Genomic DNA, 14879 nt, shown 5'->3' on the forward strand with positions numbered 1-14879 from the left:
TCTTGGTTGGGTCGTGGGGGGGGGGGGGGGTTGGTGGTGTGGGGGTGTCTTGTGGGGGAAAACCCAAAACCCCCCCCCACGACCACGGTGACCCACTCGGTACCGCACTAGGACAGTCGCCGCAATTAGTCCTCTAGTTGCGGTTTACTTCGCGTCCGCGTAGGTGTCCACGGCGGCGATGTGCAACGGGAACCGGACCGGGCAGGCCTCCCCGAACAGCATCCGTGCCGCCTCCGTCATGCTGTCCACAATGGACTGCGAGACCTCGTCGGCGAACTCGGCGGGGGTGTGCACCAGGACCTCGTCGTGCTGGAAGAACACCAGATGCGCGGGGGAGGGGAGCTTGCCCCGCAGGGTCGCCAGCAGGACCGCGGTCATGTCCGCCGCGCTCGCCTGCACGACGAAGTTGCGGGTGAACCGGCCCCAGTTGCGGGACGCCTGGCGGGCCTTGAGCTCTCCGGCCTCGTCGTCCGCGACACCGCCGGTCAGCGCGCGCCAGGCCTCCGACGGCGCGGGCGACGTGCGACCGAGCCGGGAGCGGACGCGCTCGCCGCGTTCCCCGGCCTGCGCGGCACGCTCCACATAGGACACCGCGTCCGGAAACCTGGTCCGCAGCAACGCCAGCAGCGGCCCCGCCTCACCGGACGTCCCGCCGTACATCGCCGAAAGCATCGCGATCTTCGCCCGGTCGCGGTCGTCACGGTCGTCCCAGGCGGGCACCGGGACGCGGCGGACCCCGGAGAACATCGCCTCGGCGAGGCTCGCGTACAGATCCGTGGCCGCGGCGACGTCGGCCAGCTTGCGGTCCCCGGACAACGCCGTCAGCACCCGCGGCTCCAGTTGCGCGGCGTCGGCGACCACCAGTTTCCAGCCCGGATCGGCCCGGACGCAGGTCCGCAGGACCTTCGGGATCTGCAGCGCGCCGCCACCCCGGCTCGCCCAGCGTCCGGAGACGACGCCGCCGACGATGTAGTGCGGGCGGAACCGGCCGTCGTGCACCCACTCGTCGAGCCAGGTCCAGCCGTTGGCCGAATGCAGCCGCGCGAGTTCCTTGTACTCCAGCAGCGGCGGGACGGCGGGGTGGTCGATGTCGCGCAGCAGGTACTTCCTGGCCGAGGTGACCTCGATGCCCTCGCGCCCGAGCGCCCGGACGACGCTGGCCGGGGCGTCCGGATTGACCGGACGCCCGCCGAACGCGTCGCTGATCCGCGCCGCCAGCTCGACCAGCCGCTTCGGCCGCTGCCCGGCCGGGACGCGCGGCCCGAGCTGATCGGCGAGCAGTTCGAGATGCAGGTCCGCCCGCCATGGCAGCCCGTCGGCCGACATCTCCGCGGCCGCCAGCGCGCTCGCCGACTCCGCCGCGAACAGCAGGCGGAGCCGCTCCGGATGATCGGTGACCGCGACTCGCTTTTCCTGCTCGGCCAGCACCCGGCGGGCCGCGTCGATGACGGTGACGCCGGACGGCAGCCGGGGGCCGCGCGTCTCGAACAGCGTCGGCTGGTCGTCCTCGGCCCAGAGGGGCGGCTCGTCGGCGGGCGCCTCCTGGCCGTTCGCCCTGGCCAGCGCGCCGTGCAGGCTCCGCGACTCCTGCGGCCTGCCCTCGTGCGCCAGCAGCAGGCCCTCGGTCAGCGTCAGGTCGTGACACCGCCGCACCCGGACGCCTGCCTTGATCAACGCCGGATACGTCCGTTCGACCGACGGGAACACCCAGCGTGGCGCGTGCTCCGCCTCCAGGCGCCGCACCTCGTCGACGAACTCCGCAAGCTTCAGGCCCCGCGGCGCTTCCCCGGAAATCGAGATCGCGAAGTCGCCATCTTCTTCTTGACCTGCGAACGCTTGCACGTTGCCATTGTGCTAGTTGCCACCGACATTTCTGTCACCAGCACGCTAGTGCGCCTGCGCTACCGGTCGGCTACTGTCGAGTAGCAACCCATACCGCCGGTACGTGAAGGCGGAATGGCGTCTCGCCGCAGCAGCAACGGAGGTGCCCGGATGAGAAACCCCACCGGCCTCGCCACCCTGGTGGCGGGCAAGGTGACCGAGACCGTGCGGAGCATCGACGTGATGCGCCAAGCGGGCCTGCTCCCGATCCCGCGGGTCGACGAGGGCCTGCGTTCGCTGGTCATGGTGCGGAAGTGGGGTCCGTTCGCCGGCGCGAACATGATCGCCGCCCGCCGGGACCCGACCGCGACCGGCATCATCGACGAACTCGGCCCGCTGACCTTCAAGCAGCTCGACACCCAGTCGAACGCGCTGGCCAGGGCATGGGCCGAGCGTGGCCTCGGACCGGGCTCGGTGATCGCCGCGTTGTGCCGCGACCACCGCGGTCTCGTGCTGACGATGCTCGCCTCCGGCAAACTCGGCGCGAAGCTGCTGCTGATGAACACCGGGTTCGCCAAACCGCAGCTCGCGGACGTCTCGAAGCGCGAAGGTGTCACGGCGCTCGTCTACGACCAGGAGTTCACCGACCTGCTGGACGCGGTCGAGGGCGAGGTCGACCACTACCTCGCGTGGGTCGACTCGGACACCGTGCGCCCACGCGACATCCCGGTCGTCACCGAACTGGTCGCCAGTACCGACGACCGCCCGTGGCCCGCGCCCGCCAAACCGGGTGGTTTCATCCTCCTGACCAGCGGCACCACCGGGACACCGAAGGGCGCGCCGCGGCCGCACACCTCGGCGCTCGCCTCCGCGCAGTTCCTCGACCGCATCCCGCTGCGGACCGGCGAGGCGACCTACATGGGCGCGCCGCTGTTCCACGGCACCGGGTTGTCGCAGTTCATCCTGTCCTTCGCGCTCGGCTCGAAGGTCGTCATGCGGCGCAAGTTCGTGCCGGAGGAGACGCTGCGCGGGGTCGCGGAGAACCGCTGCACGACGCTGGTCCTCGTGCCGACGATGCTGCAGCGGATCGTCGATCTGCCCGAAGAGATCCGCGCCAAGTACGACACCTCGTGCCTGCGGATCATCTTCGTCGCGGGTTCCGCGCTGTCCCCGGACCTCGGGAACCGCGCGACAGCCGCGTTCGGCGACGTCGTGCACAACCTCTACGGCTCGACGGAGGTCGCCGTCGCGACCGTCGCGACGCCGGAGGACTGGCGCAAGGCACCCGGCACGGTCGGCCGCGCGCCGGTGGGCTGCAAGGTCGCGCTGTACGACGAGAAGGGCGGCAAGATCACCGAGCCGCATGTCACCGGCCGGGTGTTCGTCGGCAGCGGGCTGAGCTTCCAGGGCTACACGGACGGGCGGCACAAGGAGATCATCGACGGTCTCCTCTCCAGCGGCGACGTCGGCCATTTCGACGAGGACGGCTTGCTGTTCATCGACGGCCGCGACGACGAGATGATCGTCTCCGGCGGCGAGAACGTGTTCCCGATCGAGGTGGAGAACCTCCTGGTCGAACGCGAGGACGTCCTCGAAGCCGCGGTGGTCGGTGTCGAGGATCCCGAGTTCGGGCAGCGGCTCAAGGCGTTCGTGGTGCGGGCCGACAAGTCGGATCTGGACGTCGACGGGGTGCGTGAGTACGTCAAGGCCAACCTCGCCCGGTACAAGGTGCCGCGCGACGTGGAGTTCCTCGACGAGCTACCGCGCAACGCGACCGGGAAGGTATTGCGCAACAAGCTGCACTAGTACTCCCAGTCGATGCCGAAGACGCCGGGACCGAAGTCGAGTGCGACGGCGTGGACGCCGTTGTTCTGATCGAGCTTCAGGTCCCGGCGGTCCAAGGGAGACGTCCCTTGCCTCAGGCCCGAGGCACTTGTTCCCGCCGAGGGCCCATGTGCGCTGTATTGCCAGCACTTCGTCGGGATGGTGTCCGGGTCGAACCGGATCTCCAGCAGGTACTCCCGGACCGGACGCCGGAACTCGCGGTAATGCGTGTTCCGGCATTCCGGGTACGGCGGGCCGGGGTTCGTCAGGGAGTACTCGATCAGGTGCGTCTCGCCGCGGTCGATGGGCCGGTCGAAGAGCAGTTCGGCCACCGTGAGCCCGTGCTCGTCGTCGACCTCGGCGCGGCCGACGTGGCAGTTGCGCAGCGTGTTCAGCACCGGCGGCCCGGCTTCCGGATCGCCCTGGGCGTAGACCAGCAGCCAGCGATCCTGCCCGTCCGCGCCCGCCTGGAACACCGCCCGCGCGGTCACCGCGCGTTGCCCGCCGTCCGCGGCGATCTCGCACAGGTCGTGCAGGCCGACCAGTTTCAGCTGATGGTGTTGTTCGAGCGCGTTGGGAGCGCCGACCTTCTCCAAGAGCGCCTGAAGCGCTTCGAGCGGGAAGGTCAACGGCTGTTCGGTGGTGGCCCGGCTGCGGCGTGACGACGCCCCCCGTGGCCGCGGCGGCGGCAGTAGGCTGAGCAGCGAACCGGCGGGAATCGCCAGGACCTCTTCGAGGACCCGGACCGCGGACAGCGAACTCTGTCGCTCCGGCTGGCGTTTGCCGGACTGCCAGTAACTCAACGCGGTGACGCTGACCGACGCGCCTCGGGCCAGGAGCCGGGCTTGGATCCGGTCGAGACTCAGGCCGCTGGTGGCGATGGCCGACCGCAACGCCGTGGCGAACGCGGTCCGCGGCTCTTCATCGTCCGTGGTCACTCGATCCGCCGTGCTCCCCGCCACCATATGCCGCCCGACCGCCCCCGCCTGCCGCTTCTTGACACCGTCGGAGTTGATAACAACGCGAATAACTTTAACAGTCTGGGGTAACACTCCAGGGGCGCCTTCTGCCAGGCGAAAACGCCTTTCCGGACGAGCGCCGTTAGTCCTTATGGCCTAGTACTGGTAACTGTGAATCATTGCCGGGCACCTGGCGAACCGGTTTGCATGGCTGCAGCAACGATCATCCTCCCGGGTGATCCGCACGGCGCGGCAGGAAGGGAACCAGTGAGCAAGTCCCGGAAGAACCTGAAGTCCCGAAAGACCCGTAGCGGTTTGGTGGCGGGAGTCGCCCTCGCCGGTGTGACCGCGGCGGTCGCCACGTTCGGTGCGGGTGCGGCCAACGCCGACCAGCAGGGCGAGATCCGCGGCGCCGGTGCGGCCAACGCGGTCGGCGGCAGCTACATCGTCGTCCTCAAGCCCACCGCGGTCGGCCAGGGCGTGGCCGCGGCGAGCGAGATCACCGCGAACGTCGCCTCCAAGGCACAGGGCCTCACCGGTCAGTACGGCACCACGCTTTCCCGCACCTACGGCTCGGCGCTGAACGGCTTCTCGATCAAGGCCGACGAGGCCGCCGCGAAGCGTCTCGCCGCCGACCCGCAGGTCGCGTACGTCGTCCAGAACAAGACGTTCAAGATCAGCGAGACCCAGGACAACCCGCCGTCGTGGGGGCTCGACCGCGTCGACCAGGCGGACCTGCCGCTCGACAACAAGTACACGTACCCGACGAAGGCCGACAACGTCACCGCCTACGTCATCGACACCGGTGTCCGCGGCTCGCACAAGGACTTCGGTGACCGCGCGACCGGCGGCAAGGACTTCGTCGACAACGACGACACCCCCAACGACGAGCACGGTCACGGCACGCACGTCGCCGGCACCATCGGCGGCACGGACCACGGTCTGGCCAAGGGCGCCAAGATCGTCGGCGTCCGGGTGCTGGACGCCAACGGCAGCGGCACCACCGAGGGTGTCGTCGCCGGTGTCGACTGGGTCGCGGCGAACGCCAAGGGCCCGTCGGTCGCCAACATGAGCCTGGGCGGTGGCGCGGACGACGCCCTGGACGAGGCGGTCAAGGGAGCCATCGGCAAGGGCGTGACCTTCGCGCTCGCGGCGGGCAACGAGTCCTCCGACGCCGGCACCACCTCCCCGGCCCGCGTCAAGGAGGCCATCACGGTGGCCGCCAGCGACAAGACCGACAAGCAGGCCAGCTTCTCGAACTACGGTTCGGTCGTGGACCTGTACGCCCCGGGTGTCGACATCACCTCGTCGTGGGGAACCGGTGACGACGCCACGAACACCATCAGCGGTACCTCGATGGCCTCGCCGCACGTTGCCGGCGCTGCCGCGCTGTACCTCTCGGCCCACCCTGACGCCACCCCGGCCCAGGTCGCCGAAGGCCTGGTCGCCGCGGCCGCCGACGGCAAGATCAGCAACCCGACCGGGGGCACCGCGAACAAGCTGCTCCAGGTGAAGTAAACGTCCTTTCGGACAGGCTGCCCCCGGCGAACTCCAGGCGCCGGGGGCAGCCATCCGTCCAAGGGGCGCCGGACTTGTTACCAACGGGTAAGCTCCAGCCATGGTCCTGCGGAAGAACATCCTGATCACCGGGGCGAGCTCCGGACTCGGCGAGGGAATGGCCAGGCAGTACGCCGCAAGAGGCCGCAATCTGGCACTGGCCGCCCGTCGTGCCGACAGGCTCGAAACCCTCGCCGCGGAACTCAAGAAGGCCTATCCCGGCATCACCGTGGTCACCCGGAAGCTGGACGTGAACGACCACGACCAGGTCTTCACCGTCTTCGAGGAGTTCCGTGAGGAGCTCGGCTCTCTCGACCGCGTGATCGTGAACGCGGGCCTCGCCAAGGGACAGCCGATCGGCTCCGGCCGGTTCGACGCCAACCGCCAGACCCTCCAGACCAACTTCCTCGCCGCGGCCGCCCAGATCGAGGCCGCCGTCGGCATCTTCCGGAAGCAGAAGGAAGGCCACCTCGTGGTCGTTTCCTCCTTCTCCGCGCTTCGCCCCTTCCCCGGCAACATGACCGCGTACGCCGCCTCGAAGACGGGCGTCTCGGCGCTGGCCGAGGGCACCCGGATCGAGCTGATGAGGACGCCGATCAAGGTCACCCAGCTGCTGCCCGGGTTCATCGAGTCGGAGATGAACGTGGACATCTCGAAGATCCCGCTCGCCGTGAAGGCGGAGACCGGCGCGCAAGCGCTGGTCAAGGCGATCGAAACCGAGAAGGCGAAGGCGTTCGTGCCGTCGTGGCCGTGGACCCTGCTCTCGAAGGTGTTCCGGTTCGTCCCGGTGTCGGTGCTGAAGAAGTTCGCATGACCCTGGCCGCGGACAAGACCGTCGAGGTGCGCGGTGAGGACTCGTTCGACCCCGCCGCGGTGCACGCCTGGCTGTCCGGACACGTTCCGGGGCTCGGCGACGCGCCGCCCGTGGTTCGCCAGTTCCCCGGCGGCGCCTCGAATCTCACGTACCTGCTGACCTATCCCGACCGCGAGCTGATCCTGCGGCGCCCGCCGCTCGGGCACAAGGCCGCGTCCGCGCACGACATGCGCCGCGAGTTCCGTGTCCAGCAGGCGTTGCGACCGGTCTTCCCTTACGTGCCCGAGGTTCTCGCCTTCTGCGACGACGAAACCGTGCTCGGCGGCGACTTCTACGTGATGGAACGTCTCGAAGGTCTGATCCTGCGGGGAGATCTGCCCGCAGGGCTCGACCTGACGGCCGGGAGCGCGCGTGAGTTGTGCGGCAAGGTCGTCGACAGGCTGGTGGAACTGCACGCCGTCGACGTCGAGGCCGCCGGGCTGGCCGATCTCGGCAAGGGCGCCGGTTACGTCGAACGTCAGGTGCGCGGCTGGTCGGAGCGGTTCCTCAAGGCGCGCACGGACAACGTCCCCGACTGCGCCGAGGTGATGGCGTGGCTGAAGGAGAATCAGCCGTCCGAGGTCAAGATCTGCTTGATCCACAACGACTACCGGCTCGACAACCTGGTGCTCGACGACGACCTCGGCATCGTGGGCGTGCTGGACTGGGAGATGGCCACCCTCGGCGATCCGCTGATGGAACTCGGCAGCACGCTGGCGTACTGGGTGCAGGACGACGATGACGACGTCATGAAGCTCAGCCGCCGCCAGCCGACGCACGTGCCGGGGATGTACACGCGCGAGGAATTCGTGCGGCGCTACGCGGAACGCTCCGGCCTCGCGATCGGCGACTGGACGTTCTACGAGGTGTACGGCCTGTTCCGGCTCGCGGTGGTGATCCAGCAGATCTACTACCGCTTCCACGAAGGGCAGACGAGCAACCCGGCGCTGAAGGATCTCTGGCAGTTCGTCGGCTATCTCGACGGGCGTTGCCGCCGGATCATCGGAGGAGGGCAGGCGTAGATGGGCGCGATCTACCTGGTCCGGCACGGGCAGGCGTCGTTCGGCGCGGAGAACTACGACCAGCTCTCGCCGCGCGGTTTCGAACAGTCCACTGTGGTCGGTGAGGAACTGCTGCGGCGGGGTGTCGAGTTCACCCAGGCTCGGTCCGGTTCCCTTGCCCGCCAACGGGACACGGCCGCGACGGCGTTGAAGGCGCTCGGTTCCGGGGTCGCCGTCGTCGAGGACGAACGCTGGAACGAGTACGACCACGTCGACATCGCGAAGTACCACGCCGCCGGTGTCCAGCAGACCGACTCGCGGGCGTATCAGGCCGCTTTGGACGGTGCGCTGAGCGCTTGGGTCTCGGCGGGGGAATCCGGTCCGTGTGCCGAGACCTGGCCTCAGTTCTTGGAACGCGTCAAGGGCGCGCTGGCGGACGTCGTGGCGTCACTGGGCAAGGGCGAGCACGCCGTCGTCTTCAGCTCCGGTGGCGTGATCGCGACGGTCTGCGGTGCGCTGATGGGCACGCCCGAGGCTGGGCTGCTGAAATTGAACCGGGTCACCGTGAACGCGGGCATCACCAAACTGGTGTCCGGCCGCGGCGGGGTGACCCTGCTGTCGTTCAACGAACATCCGCATTTCGAGGCGGAAGCCGCAAAACTGCTCACCTACCGCTAGGAGCCACGCGATGTCGTTCGGCGAGGTCACGGTCATCCCGGTCAACGGGCACGGTCCCGAAGACGTCGTGGTCGACGACCAAGGGCGCGTCTACACCGGCGTCGACGACGGGCGCATCCTGCGCGTCTCGCCGGACGGCAGGCGGATCGACGTCCTCGGCGACACCGGCGGCCGTCCGCTGGGGCTGGAGTTCTTCGGTGACGATCTCCTGATCTGCGACGCCAAAGCCGGGCTGCTGACGATGCCGCTCGCCGGTGGCGACACCACCACCCTGGCGACTTCGGCCGTGGGCCTCGATTTCGTGTTCTGCAACAACGCCGCCGTGGCCGCCGACGGCACGGTGTACTTCACCGACTCGTCGCGGCGGTTCGGCATCGAGAAGTGGCGCGACGACCTGATCGAGCAGACCGGCGGCGGACGGTTGCTGCGGCGGACCCCGGACGGGAAGATCGAGCAGCTCGCCGACGGTTTCCAGTTCGCCAACGGGGTCGCGCTGCCGCCCGACGAGTCCTATGTGGCCGTGGCCGAAACCGGCGCCTACCGGGTCGCTCGCGTGTGGCTCACGGGCGACCGGGCGGGCACGCGGGACTATCTCGTCGACGATCTGTGGGGTTACCCCGACAACATCTCGACCGGCAGCGACGGGCTGATCTGGATCACCGTGGCGAGCCCGAAGGTGCCCGCGCTTTCCTTGATACAGAAGCTCCCCGCGCCGCTGCGGGCCGGTGTCCGCGCGCTGCCGACGTCGCTCCAGCCTGCGCCCGCGCGGGAATGCGGGGTGCGCGGGGTGACTCCGGACGGGAAGCAGGTCCACGAACTGCGCGGGGAGATCGACGGGTTCCACGTCCTCGTCGGCGTCCGGGAACGGGACGGGAAGCTGTACTTCGGCTCCCTGGAGGACAACGCGATCGCCGTCACGTCAGTCTAGGCAGAATTCGTTGCCCTCCGGGTCGTTCATCACGATGAAACCGAGGCTCAACGGCTGCTCTGGCTCGAAGCGCTGAATCCGCTTCGCCCCCAGCGCGACCAGCCTGTCGCACTCGGCCTCGAGCGCCGCCATGCGCTCGTCCCCCTCGAGACCGGGAGCGGCGCGGAGGTCGAGGTGGAGGCGGTTCTTGGCGATCTTGTCCTCCGGGACCTGCTGGAAGAAGATCCTCGGTCCCACGCCGTCCGGGTCCTGAAGGGCGGACCTGCTGTTGCGCTGCTCCACGGGCACGCCGACCCGCTCGAGGAACTCGTCCCACGCGTCCAGCGGATCGGTGCCCTCGGGCACTTCGACCCCCGGCGGGCCGGGGTGGACGTAGCCCAGGGCATCGCGCCAGAAGGTCGACAGGGCTTTCGGGTCGAGGGCGTCGAAGCTGACCTGGAATTCGCGGCTCTTGCGGTTCATGGGATCACTCTGACATGCCTAGCGGACAGGATCGGTCCGCTATCTCTGACAGAGTGGGTGACATGGAGGACGAGCGGGGTACGACCGAGCGGGTGCTCACCCTGCTCGGACTGCTGCAGCAACGCGCGGTGTGGACCGGCCCCGAACTGGGCGAACGGCTCGGCGTCACCCCGCGCACGATCCGGCGGGACATCGAGCGGCTACGCGCCCTCGGCTATCCGGTGCAGGCCAGCAACGGCGTCGGCGGTGGCTACCAGCTCGGCCCCGGCCACGACATGCCGCCGCTGTTGCTGGACGACGAGGAGGCGATCGCCACCGCGGTCTCCCTGCTCGCCGGCGCGGGCAGCGGTGACGCGGCGCTCCGGGCCCTCACCAAACTGGACCGGGTGCTGCCGACCAGGCTCCGGCACGAGGTTCGCGCGCTCTCCGGCTCGGTGGTCTCGTTCGACGGAAGCCGCGCGCCGATCGACCCCGACGTGCTCATGACACTGGCGCGCGCGTGCCGCGACGAGGTCGAGGCGGGCTTCGGCTATCCGTCCTCCTCGGGCTTCACAGTGCGGCGGGTCGAGCCGTACCGGCTGGTGGCTTCGGGGCGGCGCTGGTATCTCTTGGCTTTCGACCTCGACCGCGACGACTGGCGCACCTTCCGGGTCGACCGGATGACGGAGGTTTCCGCGCGTTCATGGCGTTTCCGTCCGCGTCCGGCGCCTGACGCGGCGGCTTATGTGCAGGAGAACGTGGCGAGCCGGGTCTATCAGCACCAAGCGCGGTTCCTGGTGCACGCGCCCGCTTCCGTTGTGAGGGCGCAGATCCCGGCGTCGGCCGCGGTGGTGCGGGAACGGGGGGACGCGCGGTGCGAGGTGCTGAGCGGGGCCGGGGATCTCGACTTCCTGCTGATGCATGTGGTGGTGCTGGGGCATTCCTTCGAGGTGATCGAGCCGGTGGAACTGGAGGAACGGTGCCGGATTCTGGCCGAACGACTACTGGGGGCCACCACCTCCCGCAAGTAGTCGACTACTTGCGGAGACAGGGAGGCCTTACCGGCCGGTCCATTGAGGTGAGCGCCCGGCCGCCCAGGCGGCGTAGAACTCACCGTGGTCCTTCGCTGTCATCAGCAAAGCCTGCGTGATCGCCTCGAGCTCGATGGAGCTCCCCAGGTCCATGTCCTGCTCCCGCGTCAGCAGCACCTTCGTGGTGCTGTACGCCAGAGCCGGGCCATCGGCGAGACGGCGAGCCAGCGCGGCAGCGGTAGCAGCCAGGTCGGAATCGTCAACGACCTGGGAAGCCAGCCCGATGGCCTCGGCCCGTGTGGCGTCGATCTTGTCGCCCAGCATCAGCAACTCCGTCGCCCGGCCCAGGCCGACCAGCCGCGGCAGCAGGTACGCCGAGCCCATGTCCGCCCCGGCCAGTCCGACCTTCGTGAACAGGAAGGCGAACTTCGCCGACGAGGCCAGCAGCCGGAAGTCGCTGGCCAGCGCGATCACCGAACCCGCGCCCGCCGCGACGCCGTTCACCGCGGCGATCACCGGGATGGGGCACTCGCGCAGCGCTTTCACCACCGCGCCGGTCATGCGGGTGAACTCCAGCAGTTCCGCGGACTCCATTTTCTGCAGTTCGCCGATGATCTCTTCGACGTCGCCGCCGGAGCAGAACCCGCGGCCTCGGCCGGTGATGACCAGCACCCGGACGTCGCCGCGGTGCGGCAGCTCGGCCAGCAGGTCGCGGAGGTCCGCGTAGATGTCGAAGGTGAGCGCGTTCAGTTTTTCGGGGCGGTCCAAGGTGACCGTGGCGACGCCATCGTCCACGGTGAACTCGAAATGTTCCCAGTTCGCCGTGATCGGCGGCGTGGCGCGGAACGGGCTCATGATTGGATCCCACCTCCATCGAGGACGAGTGTCTGTCCGTTGATCGCGGCGGCTTCGGCGGCCGCGAAGAAGGTCACCGCGTGGGCGACCTCGTCTGGTTCGAGCAGGCGGCCGAGCGGGGACGCGGCGGCGAGGGCGGCTTCCGCGCCGGCTTCGTCGCGGCCGGTCCGTTCCTGGATCCGGGCCACCGAGGCGGCCGTCATGTCCGTGCGCACGAAGGCGGGGCAGACGGCGTTCGCGGTGACGCCGGTGCCCGCGACTTCGGCGGCGGTGGCGCGCATCAGGCCGACGGCGGCGTGCTTCGAGGCCGTATAACCGGCCGTGTAGCGGTAGCCGATGTGCGACGCCGTCGAGGCGACGGTGACGATCCGGCCGGTGTCGCGCGAGCGCATGCCGGGCAGAACCGCCCGTGTGCACAGGAAAGCGCCGGTCGCGTTGACCTCGATCTGGGTTCGCCACTGGTCCAGCGATGTCTTCGCCAGCGGCGCGCTCGCCGAGATCCCGGCGTTGTTCACCAGGACGTCCACCGGCCCGAGGCCGTCGAAATACCGGGCGACGGCGCCCTCGTCGGTGACGTCGCAGTCCGCCCGGCCGGGGGCGTGCACCTTGTCCCCGGCGGCCTGGAACCGGGCGGCGATGGCCGCGCCGATCCCGCGGGTCCCGCCGGTGACGACGACGATCCTGCTCACTCTGCCTCCACCCGGCGCAACGCGCGCCGATCGAGTTTTCCGTTGGCGGTGCGGGGGAGTTCGGTCACGAACACCACCTCGCGCGGATATTTGTGCTTCGCCAGATGGGTCCGTGCGTGGTCCTTCAGCTCTTCCGGGGTGACGGAAAGGCCTTCCGCCAGGACGACGCACGCCCGCGGGACGACCAGGCCGTCGACGCTCACGCCCAGTACCGCGCAGTCGACGACGGCGGGATGACCGATCAGGCAGTCTTCGATCTCGCTCGGCGCGACGAACACGCCGGACACCTTCAGCAGGTCGTCGGCCCGGCCGTGGTGGTGGAAGTACCCGTCGGCGTCGCGGCTGAACAGGTCGCCGGTGCGCACGGTGTCGCCGTGGAACGTCCGCGCGGTCTTCTCCGCGTCGCCGTAGTACTCGCGCGCGATGGTCGGACCGGTGACCTCCAGGGTGCCGATCTCGCCGTCCGGCAAGGGATCGTCGCTCTCGTCGAGGATGCGGGCGGTGTAGCCGGGGACCTCGCGGCCGAGGCTGCCGACCCGCTGCGCGCCGGGCACATTGGACAGATAGATGTGGTACGCCTCCGAGGAGCCGATCCCGTCGATCACCGGGACACCGAACAGGTTGTCCCACTTGCGATGCAGCTCCGAAGGCAGTGCCTCGCCCGCCGACGTCGCGAGCCGCAGAGAGCTCATGTCCACTGTAGACGCCGAAGGATGGGCGATCATCGCGCTCATCATGGTCGGCACGTTGACCAGGATCGTCGGCCGGTGGCGCTCGATCAGAGAGAACAGCAGCTCGGCGGTGCTGCGCTGCGGGAACACGATTCCGGAAGCGCCCACGCCGAACGGGAACAGCGCGGTCAGATCCCGCGCGTAGCCGAAGAACAGTTTCGGCACGGCGAGCACGCGATCGTCTTCGCGAAGGCCGAGCACTCCCAGCGCGTACCGGTCGAAACTCTCCAGCGCGCTGCGCGCCGGGTGCACGCACGCCTTGGGCGAACCGGTGCTTCCGGTGGTGAACTTCCAGATCGCGACGTCGTCCAACGAAGTCGGAGCGGCTTCCAGTTCCGCGGAGGCCGAAGCGCTCAGCGAGGCGAACGAGTGCTCACCGGGCTCCAGAGCGACGTCGCCGATCACCAGCAGGTTCCGCGCCCCGGCCTCGCGCAGCGCGGGCAAGGTCGCGGCATCGGCGACGACGACCACGGCCTCGGTGTAGCCCAGGTAGTACGCGTAATCCTTGGGCTGCAGGAAGGAATACACCTCGGCGGTGACCGCGCCGATCTTCTGCGCCGCGTACCAGACGGCCACGAACTCGATGCTGTCGTTCAGCGCCAGCAAGACCCGTTGTCCACTTCGGACACCCAGCTCCCGCAGCACGTTCCCGGCCCGGTTCACCCGTGCCGCCAAATCCGCGTAAGTGACTTCCTCGTCACCGCACACCAACGCCGTGCGGGAACCGGGGAGGCGGTCCACGAAATGGGTCGCCAGATTGAAGGTCATACCAGCTCCCGGATCGCTTCGACCAGGATGTCGGTGAGCACCGAGAAGGTCTTCTCGCCTTCTTCGGCGGTCGCCTGGGCGGGGGTTCCGCAATAGGCCTCGGTCATCCCGGCCGAGGCGAAGTCCGTGACCCCGCCGCGCGCCAGGTCGACGTGGACGGCGGGAAGGTCGCGCTGGACGACGGCGTCCACGAGGTCCGGCCGGTCGGCGAGCACCAGCGACGTCTCGTACCGCCCGGCATGACACTCGCCGGAGCGGAACTCGTCGGTGAGCCGCGCCGCGTACCGGCGGCGGACCAGGTCCACGAGGCCGACGCCCGCGGTTTCCGCCACCCGCCGCAGTACGGCGAGGTGCGCGGGCTCGAAATGGTTGTTGACCAGCAGGATCCGGGGGAGTCCCTGCTCGGCGAGCGCACCGCAGATCTCGGTGAGCAGCGCGTGCAGTGTCTCCTCCCCGATCGAGATGCCGCCGGCGAATCCGGCCGCGAACCGGGTCACGCCGTAGGGCACCTCTGGCAGGATCAGCACACGAACGCCGGGGTCACCCGCCAGCCGCGCGGCGGCGCGCTCGCACATTCCCCGGGAGATCAGGGGATCGGTGCCCAGCGGCGCGTGCGGTCCGTGCGGTTCGACGGCGCCCACCGGCAACAGCAGCACGGGAACGCGCGCGTCGGACGCGAGCGCGGCGACCTGGCGCGAGCTCAAATCCGCGAAGTACGTCACTCGAATCAAGCTACACCGCAG

General features: G+C 69.2%; 14 protein-coding genes. 7 read left to right on the forward strand and 7 right to left on the reverse strand.

Translation table 11 applies throughout. The features are described 5' to 3' along the window. Nucleotides 1–144: 144 nt before the first annotated feature. Nucleotides 145–1842 (reverse strand): bifunctional 3'-5' exonuclease/DNA polymerase, encoded by a 1698-nt coding sequence (locus tag ACZ5IK_RS21870; protein ID WP_465489315.1) that lies wholly within the window; start codon nucleotides 1840–1842, stop codon nucleotides 145–147. Between the two features lie 150 nt (nucleotides 1843–1992). Here ACZ5IK_RS21870 and ACZ5IK_RS21875 point away from each other — a divergent pair, with 150 nt between their 5' ends. Then, on the forward strand, nucleotides 1993–3627 hold the full coding sequence (locus ACZ5IK_RS21875; protein ID WP_465489316.1) for an acyl-CoA synthetase: 1635 nt from the start codon (nucleotides 1993–1995) through the stop codon (nucleotides 3625–3627). Here the strand turns inward: ACZ5IK_RS21875 and ACZ5IK_RS21880 are convergent. Further along, nucleotides 3624–4610: a hypothetical protein gene (locus tag ACZ5IK_RS21880; RefSeq protein WP_465489317.1), complete on the reverse strand. Its 987-nt coding sequence runs from the start codon at nucleotides 4608–4610 to the stop codon at nucleotides 3624–3626. The genes ACZ5IK_RS21875 and ACZ5IK_RS21880 overlap by 4 nt on opposite strands. Before the next feature lie 261 nt (nucleotides 4611–4871). Between ACZ5IK_RS21880 and ACZ5IK_RS21885 the strand changes: the two genes are divergently transcribed. From ACZ5IK_RS21885 to ACZ5IK_RS21905, 5 genes are all read left to right on the forward strand, one after another. Further along, nucleotides 4872–6122, forward strand: a complete 1251-nt coding sequence (locus ACZ5IK_RS21885; protein WP_465489318.1) for a S8 family peptidase — start codon at nucleotides 4872–4874, stop codon at nucleotides 6120–6122. 100 nt (nucleotides 6123–6222) lie between these two features. Then, entirely contained in the window at nucleotides 6223–6975 is a 753-nt protein-coding gene (locus ACZ5IK_RS21890; RefSeq protein WP_465489319.1) for an SDR family oxidoreductase, read from the forward strand. Continuing rightward, a complete protein-coding gene (locus ACZ5IK_RS21895; RefSeq protein WP_465489320.1) occupies nucleotides 6972–8036 on the forward strand; it encodes a phosphotransferase family protein in 1065 nt (354 codons plus the stop codon). The genes ACZ5IK_RS21890 and ACZ5IK_RS21895 overlap by 4 nt, the downstream gene beginning before the upstream one ends. Further along, a complete protein-coding gene (locus ACZ5IK_RS21900) occupies nucleotides 8037–8693 on the forward strand; it encodes a histidine phosphatase family protein (RefSeq protein WP_465489321.1) in 657 nt (218 codons plus the stop codon). Between the two features lie 10 nt (nucleotides 8694–8703). After that, nucleotides 8704–9621, forward strand: coding sequence for an SMP-30/gluconolactonase/LRE family protein (locus tag ACZ5IK_RS21905; RefSeq protein WP_465489322.1), 918 nt, complete (start codon nucleotides 8704–8706; stop codon nucleotides 9619–9621). Here ACZ5IK_RS21905 and ACZ5IK_RS21910 read toward each other — a convergent pair. Beyond that, nucleotides 9613–10083, reverse strand: coding sequence for a VOC family protein (locus ACZ5IK_RS21910; RefSeq protein WP_465489323.1), 471 nt, complete (start codon nucleotides 10081–10083; stop codon nucleotides 9613–9615). The genes ACZ5IK_RS21905 and ACZ5IK_RS21910 overlap by 9 nt on opposite strands. Before the next feature lie 62 nt (nucleotides 10084–10145). Between ACZ5IK_RS21910 and ACZ5IK_RS21915 the strand changes: the two genes are divergently transcribed. Next, nucleotides 10146–11093, forward strand: coding sequence for a helix-turn-helix transcriptional regulator (locus ACZ5IK_RS21915; RefSeq protein WP_465489324.1), 948 nt, complete (start codon nucleotides 10146–10148; stop codon nucleotides 11091–11093). A 27-nt stretch (nucleotides 11094–11120) separates the two neighbouring features. Here ACZ5IK_RS21915 and ACZ5IK_RS21920 read toward each other — a convergent pair whose 3' ends face one another. Genes ACZ5IK_RS21920 through ACZ5IK_RS21935 form a run of 4 tightly spaced genes read right to left on the reverse strand, consistent with a single transcriptional unit; the run spans nucleotide 11121 to nucleotide 14858 of the window. Beyond that, a complete protein-coding gene (locus ACZ5IK_RS21920; RefSeq protein ID WP_465489325.1) occupies nucleotides 11121–11948 on the reverse strand; it encodes an enoyl-CoA hydratase family protein in 828 nt (275 codons plus the stop codon). Continuing rightward, nucleotides 11945–12637 carry an SDR family NAD(P)-dependent oxidoreductase gene (locus ACZ5IK_RS21925; protein ID WP_465489326.1) on the reverse strand — a complete coding sequence of 231 codons (693 nt, stop codon included), beginning with the start codon at nucleotides 12635–12637 and terminating at the stop codon, nucleotides 11945–11947. The genes ACZ5IK_RS21920 and ACZ5IK_RS21925 overlap by 4 nt, the downstream gene beginning before the upstream one ends. Next, nucleotides 12634–14136, reverse strand: a complete 1503-nt coding sequence (locus tag ACZ5IK_RS21930) for a benzoate-CoA ligase family protein (RefSeq protein WP_465489327.1) — start codon at nucleotides 14134–14136, stop codon at nucleotides 12634–12636. Before ACZ5IK_RS21930 ends, ACZ5IK_RS21925 begins: the two co-directional genes overlap by 4 nt. Next, nucleotides 14133–14858 carry a creatininase family protein gene (locus ACZ5IK_RS21935; RefSeq protein WP_465489328.1) on the reverse strand — a complete coding sequence of 242 codons (726 nt, stop codon included), beginning with the start codon at nucleotides 14856–14858 and terminating at the stop codon, nucleotides 14133–14135. Before ACZ5IK_RS21935 ends, ACZ5IK_RS21930 begins: the two co-directional genes overlap by 4 nt. Nucleotides 14859–14879: the final 21 nt, after the last annotated feature.

Source organism: Amycolatopsis sp. NPDC031561 (genome assembly GCF_055580625.1).